Below are 23314 nucleotides of genomic sequence, written 5' to 3'. Positions count from 1 at the left end.
TCAAATCGTTTCAGCGTCTTCACACGAGGGGAGACGAGTTTGCAAACCTGACCTACGAGGTTGTGACGTTGGAATAGCCGTCACGACCACTTGCGCCTGGTCGCGACAGGTTGTCTTTGTCGCAAGCGCGACCGGGCTCGATGTCTGGAATTCGCCAAACGACTTGCTAGCACGACGGCTTGCAATGTTGCGCTTGTACGATCTGTGGTTCTTATCGAGGGAGATCAACATATGAGGTTTACTGGCAAAGGCCTGTCGATCCTATTGTCCTTGCTTTCGGCGCCAAGCATGAGCCCGATGGCCAGGGCCGATGAGCCCTCGCTGAAATACGCCGAAGTGCTCAATGCCCTGCAGACCGGCAAGAATGTGAAGCTCATACTTGACATGAATCACTGCACCACCGCCGAGGGTGGCAAGCCCGGCCCGGCGACGCAGGGCGGTCTGGTCATCAATGCCTTCAGGGTGACCGCCCAGAACGGTATCAGCTTTGCCAATGCGCACCAAACGGTGGACGGCTCCGGACACGCCGTGACCGAATACATTCGCCATAGCCTCAGCCGCCAAGGCAAGCTCACGGTGCGGGCGTCCAAGCTTGTCGTCGGGACGACCGAACTGATGAACCAGGGCGAATTCATTTGCAAACTGCCTGATGGCGCGAAGTTCATCTGGTAGAGGCGCAAGTTGTGACAGAGGCGCTGGAGCGTGGAGCGAGGGTCGCCCGCCGGATCGCATTTCCCCATCACAGCTCTTCCGGGCGCGGGTCCTCCGTTTTCCTCGAGTTCGTCAGCTCCTCGAAAGGCAACCTTCCTAGCATTCGGACCTGATCTCTAGATGCCGATGCCATCTAACTGAACTGGTTACGAACCTCGGGGGCTCGCTCGGCGAATCTGCAAGAGACGTTGTTCTCATAACCAGAAAGAGAGCTTTATGGATTCCAGTCGGATAGACGGAGCCGGCTCGCCAGAGGCGTCCCCAACGGGATACGTCCGGACACAGGAGGATCACAATCTGTTCAGGCAGGCCTTGAATGGAGCCGGGTCACCATCATTTGGCGCGCCTGTATCGGCAAGGGCGCCGATTTGGAGTTCGCGCGCTCCATACGGGAACTTTTCACGCGATGGCTACTCTTGGAACAACGACGTATGGGGACCGGGCGCTGGGCCTCAAACGATTTCGGTGGGGGCAGTCACCCAGTGGGGCGTTTGGTCGAACCAGCCTAATACTGCTGGCATCAAGAGCTATCCGCACGAGGCTTTCAATATCGGAAAACGGCTCAGTTCAATCAACACTCTGACCTCGAGCTTCAATCAGGATGTTCCTTCTAGCGGAGCCTGGGACGTCGCCTACGATATCTGGGACAGCTCAAACCAGCATGAGATAATGCTCTGGACAAACTACACCGGAAACTCGGACGGAAGCGGCAACGTTAAGCCCATTTCATATCATTATGCCCCTTCTGGTGCGGCGATCCCGGTCTACAGCAATGTCAATGTAGGCGGGGCGACTTGGAACGTGTTTGAAGGCTTCAATGGTCACAAAGTCATCTCATTGCTGCGCACTTCGAAAACCAACAGCGGGACAGTGGACATCAAGAGCATCCTGCAGTGGATCAAGTCGAAGGGATACTTTGGCGACATCAACGTCGGTGCAGTTCAATATGGCGTGGAGATTACCGCGTCCCCGGGAGGGATGAACTTCAATTTCAACAACTGGTCGGTGACCTCGAAGTGAAGATCGCGCGGGCAGTGAGGCGATTTGCGCTTGTGCCGTTGAGCCACTCCGACCGACGACCTCAGCTTGTCGCTTTCGACCAGGTTTGGGAGCATGTCGATCACCACAGGCGAGCCTCTTGGGGGCCGCGCCTACAGTCGACGCCAAACAACTCTCCGGGTTCAGGTGCCTGTGGGAGTTGCTGATGACCCGATGTCCGCGCGATTGATGGCGGACCAATAACGTTGGCCCTCCGAAACCCGACGTGGCCTAGTGAGAGGTAGAATGAACGATGGCCGGCACGAAACCCTTCTCGAAAGACGCTGCACCATCGGCCTGTCCACCAAGGAAACGTCGGATGACAAAAGAAAGCAATCAGTTGAGGATTTGAGCTCCAATTTGCGGCATGCCGCTGCACTGATGATCGTGATCGTCTTAACCTCCCGATCTCGATGGCGGTGATCATGGCGCTATGATCGCAGCGACCAGTATGCTGTGGGCGAGTTTCCGATCGGTCGCAGTGCAAAACCGGCGCAGGGCGACATGTCGCTCCTGGGAGCATAGTTCCTCACAAACCACAACATCGGCATTCGCGGGCCAGCCGCTCAAGAGGCTTGGTCGGCGTCCGTCGTGCCTTCTGACGCCTGCGGTTTGGCAAATTCGCACGTCCTGCAAAGCAGAAAGCCATCCGTTCCGTGCATGCGATTGGCGATTTCGTGAAATATTGGTCCTTCGAAGAGATCTTCGTATTCGACGCGCAGAAGATTGCCCAAGATATGGCGTCGCTCAAAATCCATGTAGCACAGAGTAATGTCGCCGTTTGGGAGAAGGACATTCCGAAATTGTCGTTCGCCAGTACATGTCAGAGTTCCGATGATCGGCTCTCGTGGTTTGATGATACTTGGATCAATACGTCCTCGCCTGCTGCTAAGCGGGCGCAAGCGCGCTAGCGCTCGAGCAGGAATTATGTCGGCGAGATCGGGATGGATTTTGCCAAAGACGACGAATCGAATTGAAGGAATGTTCGCGTCGACCAGTCGGCGCATGACGTTGAGATACGTCTTCCCGACAAGACGGCTATTCATGTAGGTACCGTCATCCAGGACGTGTACGACGAAAGCCTGGAACCGCAGCATTTGCAGTCGCCGAACGTCACTTCCATTCATTCCGACAACGGTCGTGAAAATTCGAATGCCATGGCCGCGAGCGTAAGCGTGCTCAACCATCCTGGTGCACTCAGGGTGAAGCCAAGGCTCGGAGTAACCTGCAAAACTGATGTCGATATTTGTTGGTACGCGTGCCAGACATCGCTTGAAATCACCAAGACCTAGGTGCTTCGCTTGGGATACCGGTCTTTGACGATTGGCGAACTTGTCCTGGGGGCAATAAGAACATCGGACGATGCATCCTGCGGTCGTGGTTATCTCCAATACCCTGCCACTGGGATTGACCGCGCGTAAGTCTTGGAACACCATGGGGTAGGCCGTCATTTTGTCTGGTCCTTTCAATTGCCAGAGCAAGAAATTGCAGGAGAAGGAGCTCAGCATTCAGCGCGCAGCGCCTTGCATTGCTCCCCACGGATTGAAATTTCCAGGATGGGGCCGTTGACGAAATGCCCTGGACGAAACTCCTACCTCATCGCCAACACTGCGCCGACAATTCGCTCCCGAACATGGCACCGGTCTGGCGTGTCGACACGCCTCTCTACGCGCAGACTGCCGCACCACCATTGGCTGCCACTGGCATCCTTGTTGCGTGTCGGCACGGGCCAGATGCTGCGGGCGGTGACCCTCGCTAGGTTGCTTTGTTGAAGAGGCGCTAGTTGGGCTGCGGGGAAACGTTCGATCCTCAAGCGCCGCATCGGGAGTCTGTTTCGGGTCATCGGGTGGTCGAGATCGCCACATTGGGACTGTTCCTGGCCACATACGTCGTCCCGATTAGCGGCCATGGTCTTACCTCTGACAGTACGGATCGTCCATGAGCAATGTCGATTGATAGCAAGGTGGAGGGATCGTGAGAACTGCCACAACCAGGTTGATCCGGGGGCCGCCGTCGCTGTCAGTGCGCGGGAATGACCTACATTGGCTTGCCGGCGGTTGTAGCCTACTTTGAGATCGTACAATATGACGCGGCGTGCGATTCAAGCTCGTTGGACGGGGGGCTTGGAAGTATGCGCCTCATTGCGAACGCCCGCAGCGCCGATCTTGAAGGATGTTCTGTGCGACGACTTCGCTCGCCGTGTCGCTGAGACAACCAAAAAAGCAAGCGCAGGTCTGCTCATGAGCCGATCTCAGGTGCTTACTTTCCTGCCCCCCAAGTTTGCGGCCGTCAATCATCTACTGACGCTATTGAAGGCAAGGACCCCTTACAACCATCGCGGGCTGTGCTTCGGTGCATCACTGACGCCGCAGACTTTGGCTAATATCAATACCGCTTTCGTTCCTGAGAATGAAATTTCGCCAGCTTCTCGAAACTGACGCCTTGCGTGCACGCGGAGATCTAGGCAAGTGCTCTGATTTCATCGACCACTGGAGCAGATCGATTTAGAAAGTCAATGCGGTCCTCACTGTCAGACATGGTAGGGGGGACTGGCTGCACTTTGGGATAGTCTGTTCGAGCGACCACCCGCTCGCAACCAAACGCCACGGCAGCTCGAAACCATAAAATCGTGACCTGTGGATCCGTAAGCTCTCGAGAGAGAAAAATCTGCGGAGACGATCATGAAAACTCGATTGGCAAACTATGGAGCCGATGATGCGTGCCGCATCCCGCTGGGCAATCTGGATGTAAGCGAAGCCAAGCGCTTTCAAGATGATAGCATCTTTGGTTGCTTCGAGCGGCTGCGAAAGGAAGATCCCGTTCACTACTGCCAAGATAGCCCTTATGGTCCATATTGGTCCGTAACGAAATACCGAGATATCGTAGCGGTGGATACAAATCATAGGGCATTTTCGTCTGAGCGCGGTGTCACTATTGTCGACGTGCCTGATAAGCACTGGACTCAGAGTTTCATCAAAATGGGTCCTCCCAAACATGCCGAGCAGCGCGATACTGTAAGTCCGATAGTCGCACCGGAAAACCTGACGAAGCTCGAAAGCTTAATCCGCAGCCGGGTCAGGACGATTCTGGACGGCTTGCCGCGCAACGATGCCTTCAATTGGGTGGACATGGTCTCTATTGAGTTGACGACGCAGATGCTCGCCACGCTATTCGACTTTCCATTTGAGGATCGGCGGCTCTTGACCTACTGGTCGGACGTGGCTGTTGCAACCCCGAAAATCGGCCATGTGATCGACAGCTGGGACAAGCGAAGCGCAATCTTGTCCGAGTGCTTGGACTATTTCACTCGTCTTTGGAACGAGCGCATTAGTGCCGAGCCACGCGTCGACCTGATTTCAATGATGGCGCACTCGCCTGCGACTCGCCAAATGGAGCCGAGTGAGTTTCTCGGGAATCTGATTCTGCTGATCGTGGGAGGGAACGACACCACGCGCAATTCGATTACCGGGGGCCTCCTGTTCATGGACCAGCACCCCACCGAGCAGCGAAAACTACGCGATGATCCCAGGCTGGTGTCGAGCGCCGTGTCCGAGATGATTAGATATCAGACGCCCATCGCACACATGCGCCGCAACGCTGCAGCCGATATCATCGTAGGTGGGAAACAAATCAGGCAAGGTGACAAGGTCGTCATGTGGTACATCTCCGGTAACCGGGACGACGAGGTCATCGAGAACGCAAACAGATTCGCGATTGACCGCAAGAACGTGCGGCAGCATCTCTCGTTCGGATTTGGCATCCATCGCTGCGTTGGTCGACATCTTGCAGAATTGCAGTTGAAAATCCTTTGGGAAGAAATGTTGAATGCGCGGCTGGAGGTCAAGATTGTCGGCGAGCCCGAGCGAATTGCGTCTAACTTTGTGCACGGTTATTCCGCTCTTCCGGTGCAGATTGCGGCCTAGGTTGTGATACTCCGGCTTGGGCGGAAGCCGAAACCCAGCAGCACGGTTTTGTCCTCTTTCGATCAGTCTCACCGCTGCACAGTACCGAAGGGGCTTTGATCGGTGCGAAGGAGCCGCTGCATCTCGGGGGCCGGTGGCCCATCGGGCAGGCGTTGGAGCGCCTGCGCGGAACGCCATGAACGGCGGCACCTCGCCGAGGCCCTTCACGATTCCAGCTGTCAAAGGCAGCCCGGAGACGGATTTCATTATCGCGAGCGGCCTTTAATCTTGCGATTTCGGCGCGTCAGGCGATGAGCTCAATATTGAAATTTGTCGCGGTGGGGGCGATCTTCTTTGGAGAATCCCTTTCGATAATCGCGGAATTGATTGCCTCAAGGCAGTTTGGAAAGGGCGGCGGGCATCTGACAGCGCTCCTGCCGCTGTTCCTGCTGATATCCTGCGGCGGTATCCTGCTCGTCTGCGGATACGCGCTGGGCTACATGCATCTCAAGAATATCTGGATAATTGTCGCAATATCGGTGGGAGCAATTCTAGTGGTGGAACCGATTCTCACGCTTCTGCTCTTTCGAGACGTGCCGACGGCCGGTTCGCTGATCGGGCTGGCGCTCGGCGCGCTTGGCACGCTGGCCGCGATATTTTTATGAGCTTATTCTGGTTCTGCTCAATTCGCGGAGGAAGGAAATGAAACGGACCTTCTAGGTCTAGTCCAGCTCGCCATCTCGTTCCCGCACAGGGGCTCCGTCGTCGACAGCCTCAGGCAGCAGTCCGGCCACCGTGAACGAGCAGACTGTTCCGTCATGAGGGCAGGAGTAGTTCTCGCTGGAGCCCCGCGTCCACGTCATCAAGTGTCCCCTATGCGCGCTCGCGATATCGTCGCGCACGCCATTTGCGATCGCATGCCACTCATTCCGCGCCTTGGCAAAAGGTGATCACCTCGCCCTAGTCCAACCACGTGTCAATCGAAGCGACCTTGCCGCAGGCGGTGCAGCGGGCTCTGCTCACCAGCATCGCTGGAACAGCTCCTTAACCGTTCAATCGCAGCTTCATTCCCGCCGGCCTGTGCTCCGGGCGAATGGGTCTACTGCCGACGGCGATCCCGTCGCGTCGGACGTCATCCTGCTCGGCGTGATAGGCCCGCATGTCCGGCGCGAACTGGCGGGCAACCTCCGGCGGGATCTCGAGCGTCTTTCGGGTGATTGGCGTGCCCGGGAGATAAGTATCCCGGCCGGTTTGACGAATCGAGTCAGCGATGCACAATGAGGCTGCCTATCCATTTGCTACCCTTGGATAAGGCCACGATGGCCCCAGCATCCCGGCCCCCACGGCCCCCAGAAGGTGCTGGGGCTTTTCGTTCTTCACCCCTAAAGTAGGCGAACAGCTCGTTCCCCGCTCGCGGGATTGTCACATTGGGCCCGCTCTCGTGGCATTCATGGCCAGTTGATCTTCTCGATGTAGATCCAGCCATCCTGAACAATCTCGAACGCTCGAACGTATTCCATGTGTCAGCGCGCGGCTTTTCCGGGTCTGCCGTGCGTCGGTCTTCTTTCACTTTCTGCATTCCTCGCTATCGCGAGAGGCGGGAATTTTCAAACATTCTTTTCCTGTCGACGGATGAACCGTTGAGCTACCGCCGTGCCCGCTATGACAGCCATTCCCAACTGGATTGCCATCAGCACGGAGTACATGAAGGTTTGGCTGAACGGCTGCTGTCCGGGTATCACGATCGACATGAACAGGAACAAGACGATTATGACCAGAATCGAGGCAACCCATTGGTCGCGTCCAAACGCTGGAGAGTGGTCTCGTGGATTGAGACCCATGTTTGATAGACGCTTGCGTCGCTGGTTCTCCGTCACGAGATAGAGCACCCATCTCGCGATAAGCCTGCAGATCGCCAATGAGAGATCCTGAATGTTCTTCTTGAGGGCCTCCTCCATTGCTCGCGTCGGCTTTGACGACGTGGAGCAGGCTAGAGCGTTCTCCATGAGGCTGTCATACAGAGCAATGGATCGCTCCACGGCTTTCTCATTGAGCCGCATTATTCGTGTATAGGTCGATCGCCCGCTGACGTTCGTGGGAAAGGAAAGCGGGATGCCGGCATTGTCGGGCATGATGAACAGCCAATAGAGCGACACCGCCCGCGTAAAGCGCGTCTCCAGCGACCCATCATTGGCGAGGCGAAGGGCGTTCGCGCCAATGTTCTTTGTGATCTCTTTGGAAACGTTTTCGATGAGAGGTCGATCAGAGAGCAGCAATTGGCTGTGCGCCAATTCGACAGGAGTTGCTCAGCTTCGGCTGGGATTGCAGCGAGCTGGATGCAGAACTGCCGCGCAGCCGTGTCCATTTTGCTGACGAGCTTGAACTGCGAAGCCACCGTGATCAAAACAAAGCCTACGACGGCAAGCGAGAGGCTTAGCCACTCATTTGCCTTTAGTGATTGGGCGATTGGAATGCCATCGATTCCATACCCTCCCGCGCTCACGAGAATGATGACCAGGAGCCTGAGCTCGATCAGGAGCGCGTAGTAGAATAGCACTCCCGTGTAGAACAGGAGAAAAGTCGTTCCTGTGCGGTTTGTCGGCGGTCTACTGAAGCGTATTAGCGCAACCACAAATAACAAGAGACCGGATACAATGCATAACCCATGATTTACGACCGTGTGCATGGCCAACTCCCTGGGTACGCCCGACCAATTTTGTGATCTCTTTTTGGCTTTCTAGGCTCCAATGTGGAATTACGGCTGGATGTCGTTCCAGCGCTCGAAGCAAGGATCATATCGATGCGGTGCGTCGCGAAATGTAAGCCAGTTCACATTTATCTACTGGTTGTACCGAAATGTCGTGCCCTTCATTGCCGGCACTAAGGGCCCTCGACGATTTCGCAGCTTGCGCGGTAACGCCTGCAGTATCCCGGATAGCTTCACGAGGAGATGAGGGAGTAGCTCGTGCTGCGGCCCCCGCCTTGGTCCTTGGCGAGAATACCCTGGTCGACAAGTCCCTGAATGTCGCGCAGAGCGGTATCAGGCGAGCACTTCTCAATCGTCGCCCACCTGCTCGACGTCAGTTTACCCTCGAAGCCGTCCAGCAGGCGGTTCAGCATATCGCGCTGCCGTTCGTTGATTGCGGCTGTGGCATGCCGCTTCCAGAACTCCGCTTTTTCAAGCACGGCCGCCACAATGATTTCGGCTCCGCTGAAGGCGCGGCCGAGGCAGCCCAGGAACCACTCAAGCCACGGCGTGACGTCGAGGTCACCCTGCTGGGTGGTCTCCAGCATGTCGTGGTAGGTCTTCCGTTCCGCGCGTATCTGTGCGGACATGCTGTAGAAGCGCTGCGGAATTCCTTCGGAGCGGGCAAGCGACATGTCGGCAATGGCTCGCGCGATACGTCCATTGCCGTCTTCAAAGGGATGGATCGTCACGAACACAGATGCGCGATTGCGGCCTTGATGACCGGATCGATCTTCTCTTCGGTGTTGTACCAATCGAGAAACGCGGTCATTTCGGCGTTAAGTTTTTCGGCGGCCGGCGCCTCGTAGTGAACGCGCTCTCGCCCGTGGTCGTCGGAGACGACCTGCATCGGTCCTGCCGAGGCGTCGCGCCAGGCCCCCTCAGCAATCTTCTTCATGTTGCTGCGCCCAGTCGGAAAGAGCGACGCATGCCAGCCGAAGAGTCGTTCCGCCGTGAGCTCGGCTTTGAAATTCTGAGTGGCGTCGAGCATCATCTCGACAATGCCTTCGACGTTGCGATCCGTGGACGACAAAGCACCCGCGTCAATCCCCAAGCGACGGGCGAGCGACGAGCGCACCGCATCCTTGTCGAGTTTTTCTCCCTCGATTTCGCTGGACTTGAGGACTTCTTCGGTCAGGGTCGTGAGGACGGCCTCCTCCTGCTGGGGGAAGCCGAGCCCCTGCATCCGCCCTATGAGCTGCCCTTGGCGCAGGCGAACGGATGCAAGCTGGCTTGCCAGGGCGTCCGGATTCCAGGAAAAGTGAGGCCAATCACCTAGTGGGTGGATGTATTCGGGCATTCTCGGCATCCTTTGCGGAGAATATGGCGCTTTTTCCCCGAATCCGTCAGGATATTCTCCGCAAATCGCGCGGAGAATAACGTGGCTAATCTCCGCATCAGAGCGACCACGAATCTTGAGGACAGGTGCGTGGGCGGCCTCGCCCATCCGCAGGATTTGGCCAATAGTGACCATGCCTCGAGGCCTATGCTTGCGCCGGCTGGCAGAAGGCGACGGCGGATCGATCGGTGTCATCGGCGCTTGACGACATTGCCAAGGTCGATCCGCCGCGGTCGTGGCCCAGGCATGTGCGGCACCGCTTCTACGCACTGCCCTACGATCTACAGATATTGGTCAGCGAGCGTGAAGCCGAGCGCGATCGCGCAATACCACGCGCACAAAATGTTGCCGTGGGCGCACTGAAATAGGAGAGGGAGCCGACAAAAGCAATCGAGCATCAGCTAGCTAGCCCGTCTACGGTCTTTCCTTCTCATCGGAGGCGAAAACCGATCCGCTGTATTGAGCGACGATCCACTTTTCCATGGACACCTTGACCCCAAGCTCCCTTTGCGTGTCCGCGCGTGTCGCCTTAAGCGCGGCAACAGCTAGATCTTGATTGGCGAACGATCCGGTCAACGTCGTGTTCGGCAGGCGATACAAGCGGCCGTCGCTTCCCTTTTTCCAAACGCTCCAACCCCGTGCCATCGCCTTCTCCAGAAAGGTTTCATGCGGGTCTGGGCGTGTTTCTACCAGGTCGTACGTGGTTATGAAGTTTGGCACTGCGCTGGGCTCCTAACGATTCGATCATACGTATGTTCGAGCTGGAGCGGTTGCCACTTTCGTTCGCCAAAATACGTCCGGCTCCGAGGACAAAGCACGTTCGTCGCGTTTCTTGCCTCGCACATTAAGCAGCTCGCGATCGTCTCGTCGAACTGGGCGCCTGGGAGAGGCGCGCACTCCAATATCAATTCTCACCTTCCGCGCTGCGACTCAGCTCGCGATTAATGCGATCCTTGACCCGACGGACCGCCAGAAGCTGCAATCTGGTTCGGGTCCTGCCGCTGATCGTCTTACTACCAATCTTGAAAATGTAGCGCCACTCGCCTGGCAGCGCTTCATGAATGCTGAATTGTACGCCTCTGTGCTGCATAAATTCTTGTCAACCCGATCACAGACGTGGTTTCTGTTCGGCGCTGCGTCGGTTCGGCGCAGATTGATCTATGATTCCCCAATCATGAGAACCTTAACGTAACAAGAAAACCGCCGATCCAATAGGACCGGCGGCCAAGTCAAGGGAGGAAACGCCCGCTAGGGCAGCGGTAGCGAGGCTACCGCAAGGCACCGCCAATCGCTTGGCGGATCTCGAATAAGAAGTTTGCGACAAGGCCGGAGGATGATCCGCCAATTCGTCGAATGGAGATGAGGCGGTGAGCGACGCATTGATGGCTCAGATAATTCAATTGAGACGGCACGAAAAGAAAAAGTTGCGTACGCAGCGTACCAATTGAGCGCTTTCTCGTTACATCTTCAACAGGTCAGAGCTGTTTTGCGCGATGTTGTGCCGAGCCAGATTCATCAAGTGGACAGCTTGCGATACGCTCGTGCGGATTAGGCTGCTACGTGCGCGACGAACTCTCCGATCCCCACGCTGGGAAACTCTCTGCCAATTGCAAGAAATTCATAAACAACATGTGACCCTGCTGAGTAAGTACTGACTCCGGGTGGAATTGTACACCATAGGTCGGGTGAGACCGATGTGCCAAAGCCATGATCTCGCCTTCATCAGAACGGGCAGTCACCATGAGATGCGTCGGGTCTGATTGATCGAGTTCGACCGCGAGAGAATGGTAGCGTCCAACAGAAAGTGGAGACGGGAGTTCCTTGAACAACCCTCGACCGTCATGCGTTATGTGCGAGGACCGGCCGTGCATGGGACGACGTGCACGCGCCACGCGTCCGCCGAAAACGCTGCCAATGCACTGATGCCCGAGACAGATGCCAAGAATTGGGACACGACCCGAAAGCTTGCTGACGACGGCAGTGGATATACCGGCCTCCATTGGCGTGCAGGGACCGGGAGAAATGATGATTGCACGCGGCTTGAGCGCAACGAGGTCGGTGAAGCTGACCGCGTCATTCCGCAGCACTGCCGTCTCCGCACCAAGCTTGCGGAAATAGCGAGCTATGTTGAACACGAAGGAGTCGTAATTGTCGATGATGAAGATCAAAATGCACCAGATACCTCGGAACCAAACGCGTCAAAGAGCCGCTGTGCCTTGGTAAGCGTCTCCTCATATTCGGCCTCGGGGTTCGACATCGCCGTTATTCCACCGCCTGCATGAAACCGAGCAAGGTCGTCGTCGATCGTCACTGTGCGGATCGCAATGTTCGTGTCCATGTGTCCATTGAATCCGATGAAGCCGATCGCTCCGCAATAGACCTCTCGCGCCACTTTCTCGACGTCCGCAATGATTTCCATGGATCGCACCTTTGGAACCCCGGTCACGGAGCCGCCCGGAAAGCAGGCGCGAAGCAGACTGACTGCGTCTTGATCTGCAGCAAGTGCGCCTCTGACGATCGAGACGAGGTGGTGTACCGAGGCATAGGATTCGAGGTTGCATAGTGCCGTAACCTCGACCGAATTGTCTGTACACACGCGTGACAGGTCGTTGCGCAGCAGGTCGACGATCATAATGTTCTCGGCACGATCCTTTTCGGACGCAAGAAGGATTTTGGCGCGGCGCCGATCTTCCTCGGAATCAGCAGAACGCGCGATTGTGCCCTTGATGGGACGCGTTTCGACCTGTCGTCCGTCAAGTTTCAGAAATCGCTCCGGAGAGCTCGATGCGATCGTCAGCTTGTCGTAGCGCAAGAGGGCTGCAAAGGGCGCCGGGTTCAATGACCGGAGCTGGCAATAGAAGGTGAGCGGATCGAACAGCGGCGATACCCTGGCACTGAAGCATTGCGCGATGTTCGCCTGGAATATCTCCCCAGCCAGAATCAACTCCACGACGCGCTGGACCGTCGCCATGAAGCCCTCACGGCTAAAGTTGGAATGCCATGTGCCTGCCGTGCTCGGGATTATGATCCGCGGCAACTTTGGCCTGGCAAGCAATGCTGCAAACTCGTCGGCGCGACGACGCGCACGCTCGGTTCGTCGAGCGGGGTCCTGCTCCGGCCATCCGGTCGAGACGATCCAGCACCTGTGGTCCCGGTGATCGAAGCTGACTACCACGTCATAGAAATGTAGAATCGATTGAGGCAATCGGAGACCAGGAATTGACGGGGCCGGCAGCCGCTCCAGTGTTCGGTTCAGATCGTAAGCGAGGAAGCCGGCAGCGCCGCCCTGGAACGGCGGGAGATCGGAACGATGCGCTTCTCGGTATCTGGCGAGGAGGTCGCAAAGAACCGCCCATGGATCGCCCGCAAGCGCCTCTGCATTCCAACTTGCCTGTCCATCGGCGATCAAATAGGTGCCGAACGGTTCGCAGGTCAGATATGAGTAACGCCCAAGCAGCTCATGCCCTGCCGCGCTATCGAGAAAGGTAAGCTGCGGCCGCTGCGCAAGGCATCGCAGCGCCTTGACAGGCTCAATCCACTGCAACTCGCGGACGTGCATGGGGCTATCGGTTGCCGACGACCAGCAGGCTGCGAAGCCGGTTCCGATCGTGGTCCTGTCGCGAGCAAGGGTTATTTCCGTCCGACACGTACAAAGCCTCGAGGCTGATCATCAAGCTAGCCGCGGCCATCTGGTCGGCTGCGTCGAGCCACTTGGTTTAACCCTGCCGTCCCAGCGAAATCTACATCTGTTGATAGCTCGTAGTCAGCGGCAAACCGCAGCTCGCGAAGTGGCCGGACGCACCGGATCGCTTCTCGATACAAATCGTGCGTTTTGTACGCAGCGAGTTCCGTCTCGCTGTCGAACTCTCCGTACACCACGACGTCGATCTCATTGCCGAGCTGATCGCTCTTGCGGTTGCGCGCAATCTCGAGCCGGCGTGCATATGGGATTGAGGTGAGAACCGATAGACCTTCGATGATTTGGTCGATACCGGCCTTATCCTTGGCTGTGAAGAAGACGATGTGACGGATCATGGTGGCCGCAAACGTGACGCCGTAACTTGGTTGCGTTCTTATATCGGGATCAAGCCCAACGCAATGCTGGAAAGGCGTTGGCAGCAGGAGGGTGTTCGACGCTTCGTCCGAAGCCCCGGCCTTGCACCAGAAGCTTGCAGAATTTCTACTTGAACTGGATGTCGGAGTTGTCCGGCGCCCGATGGTCTGAATGTGGCGCACGAAGAGGAATGGTGATCGGAAGCGGTCGTCAGCCGCTGGTATTCGCTATCGCGAATACCACTGTATAATGCGCAAGCTGTCGTCGATCTTTGTTCGCAAGCGGCCGCGTCATCGTACAGGGCGCCGAATGGACGTTCTGAAAGGCACGGCTGCGCACGGCTGGCCGCGACAGCCCGGATCAAGGTGCCGAAAAGCGTGGCGGGCACTCCCGCCGCTCGGCAGTACATGATCGACGAAAGTGCCGCGCTATCTTCGTCGGCGACTTGCTTTTGACCCGCAAAATCCCCTAAGCCGACCACCACTCGTTGTTGGGCAGGAATACGATCAGGTCCGCAACCTTGATCGAGCTAAACGGAGCAGCAAGTGCACTGTGCAAAGACTTCTGGATAGGCGATCCATGCAGGTTACACTGATGAAGGGAAAAATCCATCGCGCCTCGGTGACCCAGGCCGATTTGCACTATGAAGGCTCGATATCGATAGATCGTACGCTGCTGGATGCGGCGGGATTCCTGATCAACGAACGCGTCGAAATCTACAACATCGAAACGGGAGCACGGTTCGCCACCTACGTAATTGAGGCCCCGGAAGGGTCGGGCATCATAGGTCTAAATGGTGCTGCCGCGCGACTAGCAATGACCGGGGACAAAGTAATCATCGTTGCATACGCCTCCTTTGACGTGGCGGAAGCCAGTGCGTTCAAGCCGCGCGTTGTGCTGGTTGATCGGAAAAATCGGATCTCATCTGCCTGAAAGGCAAAGCGCCGGGTTATTTCAATGACAGCAAACCAAGCGACCTCAGTCACGAAACGTGCAGCTGCTGTTCGAAGCGTACCGTTCTGTATCTATTGGGATACATTCGGCCTGGCATGAATGTCTTCGTCCTATCCGGACAATATTTGTGCGCCGATAACAATCTTAACCTGTCAAAACCCATGAGACGCAACTCAGAGGGGCGCGATGGTATGCGCAACAAACTTCTATGGTTCAACCTGTCAGTTGGTATGCGGGGTGGGCTCTTTTGGCCAGGGGCGATGCGGCTGCGAACGTGATGAGTATCCTGCATAAATTGCCGCTGTTTGGCGTTAGGCGAGTGGAAAATTGGTTGTAAGGGCGCTGAGCTGCTGTTGCTCGATCGCCGTGCGCCGATCGCAGGCTGCCGATCTTCCCAAGTGTAAGGCGGTCCCCTCGACTGGCGCGCCATTTGTGAAGTTCACTGACGCTGAATGTCGCGGAGGATGACGTGCGTGCAATGCACGATACTCTGGTCGAGGAGACAAGAGGTCAAGCTCGATGAGCCAGCAGCGGATTGTGGTTGCCGGTACAGGCGCCGGCATCGGAACGACGGTTTTCTGCGCCGGGCTCGTCAATCTCCTCGGCGCGAATTTCTGGAAACCGATCCAGGTTGGCCTCGAAGGAGAGACCGACACCGAGCGCGTCGTTCGGCTTGGCAGTCTGCCATCCGATCGCATCGTGCCCGAGCGCTACCGACTGCAAACGGCGGTTTCGCCCCACTGTTCCGCGGAGATTGACGAGGTTCGCATCAGCACGGATTCGCTCGACGTGCCGGACACCGCAGGACAGCCGCTCGTGATCGAGGGAGCCGGCGGACTGATGGAGCCGCTGAATTGCGGCACGCTTTACATCGACGTCTTCGAGAGATGGCGGCTTCCCGTCGTGCTGTGCGCGAGCTCTGCTCCGGGGACGGTCAATAATTCACTGCTTTCCATAGACGCGCTCCGAAGACGTCAGATCGACATTCTCGGAATCGCCTTCGTTGGCGAAAGGAATTCGGATGCTGTGAGAGCGATTTGCGAAATCGGCCGGGTGCGGTGGTTGGGGCGACTGCCCTGGATTGCTCCTTTGTCGGCAGACACGCTGCAGGCCGCTTTCAAGGCCTCCTTCCGCCGCGATGATTTCAAGCCATGAGGCGAAGGAAGAAATCGTCGACCCGGCTCCGTGCACGCAACACGCGCTTCAAGGACGAGATAAGGGTCGTACGCGGTGATGGGGTTCATCTTTAACCGGCACCATTGCCGCATTCGATCTGAAGGTAGGCGATGGCGGCTATCATGATGCCTCCATATTGCATCACAAAGGCAGATCTCGATGAAACCAACGCATTTCATCCTCGCCGACATCGGTCCGAAGCTACGGGCGTTTTTCAAGGGGCAAAACCTGCTGTTGCGGCCGCTCGTCAATCAGGGGTGCTGCTGATGCGCTGGCTTAAGGCTGTGCCTTCCCTGCGTAGCAGCCGGGAGTCGGCCGGGTTTAGCTATTCAATAGCGGCTTACAGGCGTTGCTGCAGACGACCGCTCGCAAATGGTCGTCCATTGCGGCCTTCGGGAGTTCGAAATGAGGATTGTCGGTCCGGCCCTGCGTCCGCCGTTCCGGTGCCCTTTCGGAGCGCTCACCCTCTGTGGATTGGATACTGAGATTACAACCATCATGATTGGGAGTGGGAATGCGTTTTATTCATTCAGCCGATTGGCAAATCGGTAAAGTCTTTAAGCAGTTCGGTGCCAAGGAGGAGGCTTTGCGGCAAGCACGTCTTGGTGCGGTCGAACGGCTCGGGCAGCTCGCGCACACCCACGGCGTGGCCCACGTGCTCGTGGCAGGGGACGTCTACGATAGTGAGGCGCCAAATCCGATCACGCTGCGGGCCCCCATCGAGCGGATGAAGCTGTTCCCGGACATTCAGTGGCACCTGCTGCCGGGCAATCACGATCCGCACCGGCCAGAAGGCATTTGGGATCGCATCGCGAAGCTGGGATTGCCCGGTCATGTCCATCTCCATCTCTCGCCCTTTGTGGCGCCTCTTGGTGACGGAGCGTTCCTCATGCCGGCACCTCTTTGCCGTAAGACCGAATATGACGATGTTACGATGTGGATGGATTCCGCGCCGACGCCGGCAGGTGCGGTGCGGATCGGACTCGCGCACGGGTCGATCGTCAATTTTGGGCAGGAAGGCGAAGCCTCTAATCCGATCGATCCAGCCCGCCCGAGCCGAGCGGGCCTCGACTATCTCGCGCTTGGCGATTGGCACCGCACCATGCAGGTCGGCCCCTCCGTTTGGTACTCCGGGACGCCTGAGCCTGACCGCGCCGGGCGACAGGAGACCGGCACGGCGCTGCTGGTCGATATTGCTGGCGCCGGCGCCCCTCCTGCGGTGACGCCGCTCGCGACCGGCACCTACCGCTGGATCACCCGCAGCGAGCGGGTGGCCGATGCTGAGGGGGGCGCCGGTCTCGACCAGCGCCTGCGCGCCGAACCCGATCTCGCGCGCACAATCGTCCGCCTCAAGCTCGAAGGGGCGTTGTCCATTGCTGCAGCCGCGGACCTGCAGCGCCGTCTTGTTGATCTCGAGGCGGCGGCCTTCCACCTTGACGTCGACCAAACCGAACTCGCCGTGCGCCCGACCCAGGCCGACCTTGAAGCGATCGACTTCGACGGCGTTCTTGCGCGAGCCGCCGATCGCCTGAAGGGCACGTGCGATGATCTCGCGCAATCGCCAGACCAGCGGCGCCACGCCGAGGAAGCTCTCGTCGAACTCTTTCTTCGCGTCGCAAACAAGAACGGCAAGGAAGCTGCGTAATGCTTATCAAGGCGCTTTCCGTCGAGGGATTCGGACGGTTCTCGAGCCCGGTGCAGGTCGATGGCTTTGGCGACGGTGTCAACGTTCTCGCCGCTGGCAATGAGATGGGCAAGTCTACATTGTTCAAAGCCATCCGAACCGGTCTCTTTTGCCGCCATGATAGCCGGACGCAGGAGATTCGCGATATTGGTTCGGACGGCAGCCAATTGCCCGCCACCGTGCAGATCGCTTTTGAGCAAAACGGACGCGCGTATGTGATTCGCAAGGCTTTCCTGCGGTCGCCCAGCGCGAGCCTCACCGAAGACGGCCGCGAAATTGCCAGGTCCAAACAGGCCGACGAAGCGGTGTGGGATATTCTGGGCGTGAGCCCCGGCAGCGGCCGAGCGCTTGATGATGGTGCCTTCGGCTTGTTATGGGTTGGGCAGGGGGCTTCCTTTACGACTCCGGTTCTCGGCACCGGCGCGTCCTCTATGATGAATGCGGCCATCGAATCCGAAGTTGGAGCGCTCATCGGCGGCGAGCGGGCGAGGCTTGCGCTCGACGACATCAACGTGGAGCTGCAGCGCTACCTCACCGACTCAGAACAACGGCCACGTACCGATGGCCCGTTACACCGAGCCATCGCGGAGGTCGAGCGCTGGCAAGCCGCCGAAGCCGAGAACCACGGCAAGCTTGCCGCGCTCGACAGCCAATTCCGGGAGTTGGCGCAATATCGGCGCCGCCACCGCGACCTGACTGATCCGGCGGCGACGGGACAAACCTCCGCTGAGCTTCTCGCGGCGAAGGAAGCGCTTGCGGAAGCGCAGTCTGCAGCGCAGGAGCTTCGACGCTTCGAGGCTGAGGAGATCGGAGCCAAGCGCGGGCTTGAGGTCGCCGCACAGCGGTTCAAGCAATTTCGCGACCTCACCGCGCGCGTCGACGTCAACCGTGTTACCGAAGCCGCGCTGGTGCGAGAGGTACTGGAACAAGGAGCGAGGGAGCAGGAGGCGCGCGTCGTGCTTGCGGGCACCCAGCTCGATATTGTCGGCGTCGAAAAGACCCTGCACACGCTTTCGGCGCGCGAGCGCCAGCTTGAACGTCTTGCTGGGGCCGTGCTTCGTGACCAACGCAAGGAGGATCTAGAGCGCCAATTGAAGGCTCTTGAGACGGCGGTTGAGGAATTGCGCGAAACGAATGCGCGGTTTGCCCAAATCAAGGCCAATCCAAAGACAGTGGAAAGCCTCGATGAGCTTGAGCGGCAGATCGCAGCGCTGGACGCGCAATTGTCAGCTGCCGCCGCCCAGCTCACAATCGAAGTGAAGCCCGAGGGAGCCGGACAGGTTCGCATCGGCTCCGTTTGCGCCGAGGGGGCGTACAGCGCCGCGATCATGGCGCCCACTAAGATCACCGTCGCTGATCTGGCCATCATCAAGATCACGCCTGCTGTCCAGCCAAGGCAGGAACTGCGCGCCGAACTGGAGGAGCAGCGTCTTGCGCTACTCAGAGCCGCTGGGGTTGACACAGTTACCGAGGCGCATGCGCTTCTCGCGAAGCGCCGAGACCTTGAAGCAAGCCGTAAAGGCACGCTCGCGCAACTAAAGACTCTCAACGCGACCGATGATCCCGAGGCTACCATCGTCAAACTCAAGAATGCGCTTTACGATGTGGAAGCTGCGATTGCCGCAGTGATCGCGGAGGCAGAAGACGGCCGCTTGCCGACGAACGCTGAGATAGAAAGGCAACGGGTGTCTCTGGCGCAGGACCGCACGACCGCCGAGGCTCGTCGCGAAAGTCTGGGTGAAACACAACGCCAGCAGCGCGATGCGCTGGAATCCGCTCTCGCCGCCCGGAGCGGCGCGGAATCAAAGCTGGAAAGCTTGCGAAACCGCATCGCCGAGGATGCCGCGCTTTGCCCGGATGATGAGCGCGCGGCGCGCGACGCCGCGCTGGTGACCCAAGTGGCGGATGCCGAGACCGTGCACCAGACTGCGGCAGGGACGCTCACGGCGCGGCGCCAAACAGCGCCCGGTGCCGACGAGATCGAGCGCCGGCAGGCGCGTTTCGACCGGCTTGAGCAGGCCGCCACCAACCGTAACGACGAGCTGCGGCAGCTCGAACGCGACATTGGGCGGCTCACAGGGCAAATCCAAACAGCCGGCGGTGACGGGGTTGGCGAAGCGTCGGCTGCGGCGGAGGAACAGCGCGCGATCGCGGAACGGTACTGCGCGCAGCTCCAGGAGCGCGTTGCGGTTCTAAGGCTCTTGCGCGATACGATCTCGGCCTGCTTGACGGAAGGCCGCGATCGCTACCACGAGCCGGTGCGGCGCAATCTGCAGCCGTTCCTCAATGACCTGTTTCCGGGCGCAGAGCTTGAGCTTGGGGATGATTTCGCCGTCACGGGCATCCGGCGCGAACGCGCTGAGGCCTTCGACCGCCTGTCCGACGGCACGCAGGAGCAGATCGCCGTTCTGGTTCGGCTGGCGATGGGAGCGATGCTCGCGGAAAAGGGCTCCGCGGTCCCGATCATTCTCGATGACGCGCTCGTCTACTGCGACGATGATCGGATACAGCGCATGTTCGACGCCCTTAGCCGCGCCGGGAAGAAGCAGCAGATCATCGTGTTGACGTGCCGGTTGCGAAGCTTTGGTCCGCTGGGGGGACGGACGTTACGCCTCTTGGAGAGAGCGGTTGCCTAGTTTTCAAGTGAGAAGATGACAAATTTTCTGGAGAGGAGATGAGGGCAATCCGGCAACGTTTCGGATGCGGCTTCGGCGCTCTCTTTCTTTGTAAATGCGGGGCAGTTGGAGAAGTTCGCCGCTTCGACCGCGGGTGGATCACCAATGACGCGTGTAGGCTTCAGGGGCGCTGTCGATGAAGCTATAAACTTACGGGACGAGCACCGACAAGCCATGCCGGCGGCCTTCCCTTCAGCGCATCCAGATCAGTAACGGTGCATCCACCCGAGCCTTGACACGAAAAGTCGTATTAGTCGGATAACATTCCGTCCAATGCCGTGCGGATCTTGGTCGCCCTCGATGTCTCGATAGATGCGCTGTACTTTAGGGAGCCGCGCTGGACAGCAAAAGCTTCGAGCCGTTCGGCCAACGACTCCGTTTTGGGGACGCGACTGCTGGTGCTCACATCTTCGTCTCTGATACCAGCTTGGTTGCTTGCAGCCTCATCGATGACCCTGCTCGAGTGGGAGTGCTTATAAAACAGCGCGGGGAGGAAGTTTTCCCCGTGAAACAGGTTTATGTCGGCATATTCCAGCATGGCGTCGGGTGAAGGAATGTAGTTGCCTGAAACATCCCCCTCGTCGGCAATCGTCCCATGCCGATGAAGGTTGTTATGCCAGTCATCGAAGGTTGATGACCTGTGGCGTGCCGCTAGCGCAAATTGCATGCTGAACATCAGGCAATCGCCGGAAGATTTCTGTGCGCCAACTCCGACAAAGGCCCACTTCGGTTCCGTTCCCAGCTGCTGTCGCGTTTCCCTTCGCAATCGGGAGTATGGGGTGATGAAGGTGTAAAGGTCGGCCGGCTCCATTACGATGACCGTCGGTGCTGCTGTGGTGCGGGTTCGAACATCAGCAACAAAGTGGTGCATCTCGCCGTCTGCCAACCGCACGACAGCGCGCCAAGCACTATTCGATGATCGGTCCGCCAACGCCTCGAGAAACTTGGCGGGCGAGCCCATGTACCTGAGATTAAGGTCCGGGTAGCGCTTGTTATAACTGCCCGCCAAACGATGAATATTTTCGATATCGAGGGACAACAATTCCTCGTCGGGCTGGATGTTGGCAGACAGATAGCGAGCTACTTGCTGACCGTATTCCATTAGGCCGGACGAAACTCCCGCTTGGTTGGCACGCTCAAGTGTTTGTCCAAGCAGCTGCAGCTTCTCGTCAACGCGGGCTGGACGAATATTTTGAGGTGTGATTCCGCGATCGGTCTCGCCAGATGGTCCGGCCGAATGCTCCCATTCATTAGTGGATCGAGGCAGATTTGATCGCACGGAATCAAGGTGAGCAGCAAACTCAGCTCCCTGGCCTTGTCCATCGTCCTGAGAGGTCTCGTGCCGTGCGCTCAGTCGTGAAATGCAGCCGCCCATTTTTACCTCTTGTCAAAAGGATCACCCGACCTGGCTCGCCACGAGCTCACCCGAAAGGGCTGCTTTGAAGTGGTGACCATCCATCGAGCGCCGTTTTAGCGATCTGCGCAACCAATCACGGGCCGATGAAGTAGGCGGGAGAGGCAAGCAATAGCGTGCGCCGCCGCATCGTACTACAAAGCCGAAGCCAGCGCTAGGCAATGAGAGTTACGCAACATTCCCAGCTCTCGCTTGCGCTCGCGGGATGCCGCAAGCGCCACGTGCGCTATCGCACCAGCGGCCGCAATTGGAGCGATCGGGGGTTCAAATCGGCAGACGATCCGATGGAGTTTGGACGCACATGTAACCGCGTGTGTCCGGCTTCCAAGGCGCTCGGCATTATCAATCGCCCGTTCGGCGAGGTGGCCCTCCTTTTGAAGCGAGCTGATCCAGGCCAGATACCGTCGCGTTGCAAGGGGCTGCAACCGGGCTGAAGTTCGGGACGGCAACGATCCGCTTCTGAGCGATCGAAGTGTTTTGATGTGACGCCGCCGCGCCGATAATGCGGTGGATTTTGGGGACTTTGTCGTTGCCATATGCTGTTGTGAAGCGCTCAAGGAAAGCAGTCAAGTCGGCTGGGACGCGCGGGATGCAACGTCCGAGCTCAACTGGACTTGCCTGAGTTCGCCCGTCCAGACCATCCACGCATTCCAAGGTTCGATTCGCGGAAGTCGTTTCTCGCGACTGGGATAGTCACCAACGCCTTTCGGGCAAATCAATGCCTCTGCGCTCTCATCCATTCGCTGCAACATGCTCTGCTGCTGCCTCATCCTGGGCCATCTTCCGTAGAGCGAGCGAATAATTTTGCCCGTGGTTGTTAAGGGCATCCCATTAATAAATCGTACCACGCGCGGATATTCGTGCGCTGCTAGCCGTGACTTAACGAAACTTGCAATGTCGTCGGCCAATGCGTCTGATCCAACATATCCATCCTTAAGCACGACATAAGCGGCAACAACCGCACCCCGCAGCGGATCCGGCTTGGCGACGACCCCGGCAAGACGCACAGCTTGGTGCGCAAGCAGGCAATCCTCGACTTCTGCAGGGCCGATCCTGTAGCCGGCGGAGCCAATGACATCGTCAGCGCGCCCCACGAAGCGAAGCCGCCCCTCAGCATCGCGCACCCCCTGGTCACCCGTAAGAAGCCATTTCCCATCCGGGCCTTCTACGAACTTGTCGCGCGTCGCTTCGGGATTTTGCCAATAGCCGATGAACATCACGGGGTCGGGGGATAAAACCGCGAGGGCGCCTTCCGTCTCGTCAGCTTGGCGAATGCCGGTCGCAGCATCGATGACATCGACAACGTGGCCAGGCACAGGCCGGCCCATTCTGCCGGGCAACGGGGGCTCTAGCACGGCACAGGAAGAAACCACCATGTTGCACTCCGTTTGGCCGTAAAACTCGTTGATCGCGCCCCCAAGCGTCGCATGCCCCCATTCGATCAATTCTGCACCCAGTGGTTCGCCGCCGCTTGCCACCGAGCGAAGGCGCACTTCAGGCGTGTCGGCCTCAGGCAGGAGCTTCATCATCTTCAAAGCGGTGGGGGCAGAAAAACGTTGCGTATTCGACAGGTCTTGATCAATTCGAAAGCTGCCTCTGCGGTAAATTTCGTAAACCGACA

The 23314-nt window shown here is 58.1% G+C and carries 19 protein-coding genes; 9 read left to right on the top strand and 10 right to left on the bottom strand.

What is annotated here, in order from left to right:
* The first annotated feature begins 231 nt into the window (after nt 1-231).
* Together AAFG07_RS33690 and AAFG07_RS33685 are read left to right on the top strand one after the other, a co-directional pair.
* Nucleotides 232-672 carry a VirK family protein gene (locus AAFG07_RS33690; protein ID WP_342724008.1) on the top strand — a complete coding sequence of 147 codons (441 nt, stop codon included), beginning with the start codon at nt 232-234 and terminating at the stop codon, nt 670-672.
* Between the two features lie 255 nt (nt 673-927).
* Nucleotides 928-1731 carry a glycosyl hydrolase gene (locus AAFG07_RS33685; protein ID WP_342724007.1) on the top strand — a complete coding sequence of 268 codons (804 nt, stop codon included), beginning with the start codon at nt 928-930 and terminating at the stop codon, nt 1729-1731.
* 584 nt (nt 1732-2315) lie between these two features.
* On the opposite strand, the gene AAFG07_RS33680 is transcribed toward AAFG07_RS33685, so the two are convergent.
* Complete coding sequence (locus AAFG07_RS33680) at nt 2316-3200, bottom strand: SPASM domain-containing protein (RefSeq protein ID WP_342724006.1); 885 nt, start codon at nt 3198-3200, stop codon at nt 2316-2318.
* A 714-nt stretch (nt 3201-3914) separates the two neighbouring features.
* Between AAFG07_RS33680 and AAFG07_RS33675 the strand changes: the two genes are divergently transcribed.
* From AAFG07_RS33675 to AAFG07_RS33665, 3 genes are all read left to right on the top strand, one after another.
* Nucleotides 3915-4187: a hypothetical protein gene (locus AAFG07_RS33675; RefSeq protein ID WP_342724005.1), complete on the top strand. Its 273-nt coding sequence runs from the start codon at nt 3915-3917 to the stop codon at nt 4185-4187.
* 243 nt (nt 4188-4430) lie between these two features.
* A complete protein-coding gene (locus AAFG07_RS33670; protein WP_342724004.1) occupies nt 4431-5672 on the top strand; it encodes a cytochrome P450 in 1242 nt (413 codons plus the stop codon).
* Nucleotides 5673-5962: 290 nt separating this feature from the next.
* Nucleotides 5963-6316, top strand: a complete 354-nt coding sequence (locus AAFG07_RS33665) for a hypothetical protein (RefSeq protein ID WP_342724003.1) — start codon at nt 5963-5965, stop codon at nt 6314-6316.
* Between the two features lie 942 nt (nt 6317-7258).
* Here AAFG07_RS33665 and AAFG07_RS33660 read toward each other — a convergent pair.
* The 7 genes from AAFG07_RS33660 to AAFG07_RS33630 form a co-directional block, all read right to left on the bottom strand.
* The gene (locus AAFG07_RS33660) at nt 7259-7942 is read right to left on the bottom strand and encodes a hypothetical protein (protein WP_342724002.1); all 684 of its coding nucleotides are present in this window, start codon (nt 7940-7942) and stop codon (nt 7259-7261) included.
* A 649-nt stretch (nt 7943-8591) separates the two neighbouring features.
* Nucleotides 8592-9089 carry a Fic family protein gene (locus AAFG07_RS33655; RefSeq protein ID WP_342724001.1) on the bottom strand — a complete coding sequence of 166 codons (498 nt, stop codon included), beginning with the start codon at nt 9087-9089 and terminating at the stop codon, nt 8592-8594.
* Complete coding sequence (locus tag AAFG07_RS33650; protein ID WP_342723999.1) at nt 9086-9697, bottom strand: DUF4172 domain-containing protein; 612 nt, start codon at nt 9695-9697, stop codon at nt 9086-9088. Before AAFG07_RS33650 ends, AAFG07_RS33655 begins: the two co-directional genes overlap by 4 nt.
* Nucleotides 9698-10150: 453 nt before the next feature.
* Nucleotides 10151-10456 carry a hypothetical protein gene (locus AAFG07_RS33645; protein ID WP_342723998.1) on the bottom strand — a complete coding sequence of 102 codons (306 nt, stop codon included), beginning with the start codon at nt 10454-10456 and terminating at the stop codon, nt 10151-10153.
* Nucleotides 10457-11292: 836 nt separating this feature from the next.
* Nucleotides 11293-11904 carry an aminodeoxychorismate/anthranilate synthase component II gene (locus tag AAFG07_RS33640; RefSeq protein WP_342723997.1) on the bottom strand — a complete coding sequence of 204 codons (612 nt, stop codon included), beginning with the start codon at nt 11902-11904 and terminating at the stop codon, nt 11293-11295.
* On the bottom strand, nt 11901-13295 hold the full coding sequence (gene pabB, locus AAFG07_RS33635; protein WP_342723996.1) for an aminodeoxychorismate synthase component I: 1395 nt from the start codon (nt 13293-13295) through the stop codon (nt 11901-11903). Before pabB ends, AAFG07_RS33640 begins: the two co-directional genes overlap by 4 nt.
* Nucleotides 13296-13411: 116 nt before the next feature.
* Nucleotides 13412-13771, bottom strand: coding sequence for a Dabb family protein (locus tag AAFG07_RS33630; protein WP_342723995.1), 360 nt, complete (start codon nt 13769-13771; stop codon nt 13412-13414).
* Between the two features lie 598 nt (nt 13772-14369).
* Here AAFG07_RS33630 and panD point away from each other — a divergent pair.
* From panD to AAFG07_RS33610, 4 genes are all read left to right on the top strand, one after another.
* On the top strand, nt 14370-14723 hold the full coding sequence (panD, locus tag AAFG07_RS33625) for an aspartate 1-decarboxylase (RefSeq protein WP_342723994.1): 354 nt from the start codon (nt 14370-14372) through the stop codon (nt 14721-14723).
* Nucleotides 14724-15263: 540 nt separating this feature from the next.
* Nucleotides 15264-15899, top strand: a complete 636-nt coding sequence (locus tag AAFG07_RS33620; protein ID WP_342723993.1) for a dethiobiotin synthase — start codon at nt 15264-15266, stop codon at nt 15897-15899.
* Between the two features lie 535 nt (nt 15900-16434).
* Entirely contained in the window at nt 16435-17565 is a 1131-nt protein-coding gene (locus AAFG07_RS33615; RefSeq protein ID WP_342723992.1) for a metallophosphoesterase, read from the top strand.
* Nucleotides 17565-20240, top strand: coding sequence for a hypothetical protein (locus AAFG07_RS33610; protein ID WP_342723991.1), 2676 nt, complete (start codon nt 17565-17567; stop codon nt 20238-20240). Before AAFG07_RS33615 ends, AAFG07_RS33610 begins: the two co-directional genes overlap by 1 nt.
* Nucleotides 20241-20529: 289 nt before the next feature.
* Here AAFG07_RS33610 and AAFG07_RS33605 read toward each other — a convergent pair whose 3' ends face one another.
* Together AAFG07_RS33605 and AAFG07_RS33600 are read right to left on the bottom strand one after the other, a co-directional pair.
* Nucleotides 20530-21654, bottom strand: a complete 1125-nt coding sequence (locus AAFG07_RS33605; protein WP_342723990.1) for a YopJ family acetyltransferase — start codon at nt 21652-21654, stop codon at nt 20530-20532.
* A 605-nt stretch (nt 21655-22259) separates the two neighbouring features.
* A complete protein-coding gene (locus AAFG07_RS33600; protein ID WP_342723989.1) occupies nt 22260-23222 on the bottom strand; it encodes an AMP-binding protein in 963 nt (320 codons plus the stop codon).
* Nucleotides 23223-23314 lie beyond the last annotated feature (92 nt).

It is taken from the genome of Bradyrhizobium sp. B097 (genome assembly GCF_038957035.1).
Taxonomy (GTDB): domain Bacteria; phylum Pseudomonadota; class Alphaproteobacteria; order Rhizobiales; family Xanthobacteraceae; genus Bradyrhizobium.
Note: the sequence above shows the minus strand (reverse complement) of the source record. Positions and strands in the feature narration are given on the sequence as shown.

What these genes read in the sequence shown, in the direction of transcription:
- AAFG07_RS33690 (WP_342724008.1), top strand. Translation starts at nt 232, where the DNA reads ATGAGGTTTACTGGCAAAGGCCTGTCGATCCTATTGTCCTTGCTTTCG.
- AAFG07_RS33600 (WP_342723989.1), bottom strand. Translation starts at nt 23,222, where the DNA reads ATGATGAAGCTCCTGCCTGAGGCCGACACGCCTGAAGTGCGCCTTCGC.
- AAFG07_RS33615 (WP_342723992.1), top strand. Translation starts at nt 16,435, where the DNA reads ATGCGTTTTATTCATTCAGCCGATTGGCAAATCGGTAAAGTCTTTAAG.
- AAFG07_RS33670 (WP_342724004.1), top strand. Translation starts at nt 4,431, where the DNA reads ATGAAAACTCGATTGGCAAACTATGGAGCCGATGATGCGTGCCGCATC.
- AAFG07_RS33680 (WP_342724006.1), bottom strand. Translation starts at nt 3,200, where the DNA reads ATGACGGCCTACCCCATGGTGTTCCAAGACTTACGCGCGGTCAATCCC.
- AAFG07_RS33605 (WP_342723990.1), bottom strand. Translation starts at nt 21,654, where the DNA reads ATGGGCGGCTGCATTTCACGACTGAGCGCACGGCACGAGACCTCTCAG.
- AAFG07_RS33620 (WP_342723993.1), top strand. Translation starts at nt 15,264, where the DNA reads ATGAGCCAGCAGCGGATTGTGGTTGCCGGTACAGGCGCCGGCATCGGA.
- pabB (WP_342723996.1), bottom strand. Translation starts at nt 13,295, where the DNA reads ATGCACGTCCGCGAGTTGCAGTGGATTGAGCCTGTCAAGGCGCTGCGA.
- AAFG07_RS33650 (WP_342723999.1), bottom strand. Translation starts at nt 9,697, where the DNA reads ATGCCCGAATACATCCACCCACTAGGTGATTGGCCTCACTTTTCCTGG.
- AAFG07_RS33665 (WP_342724003.1), top strand. Translation starts at nt 5,963, where the DNA reads ATGAGCTCAATATTGAAATTTGTCGCGGTGGGGGCGATCTTCTTTGGA.
- AAFG07_RS33685 (WP_342724007.1), top strand. Translation starts at nt 928, where the DNA reads ATGGATTCCAGTCGGATAGACGGAGCCGGCTCGCCAGAGGCGTCCCCA.
- AAFG07_RS33610 (WP_342723991.1), top strand. Translation starts at nt 17,565, where the DNA reads ATGCTTATCAAGGCGCTTTCCGTCGAGGGATTCGGACGGTTCTCGAGC.
- AAFG07_RS33630 (WP_342723995.1), bottom strand. Translation starts at nt 13,771, where the DNA reads ATGATCCGTCACATCGTCTTCTTCACAGCCAAGGATAAGGCCGGTATC.
- panD (WP_342723994.1), top strand. Translation starts at nt 14,370, where the DNA reads ATGCAGGTTACACTGATGAAGGGAAAAATCCATCGCGCCTCGGTGACC.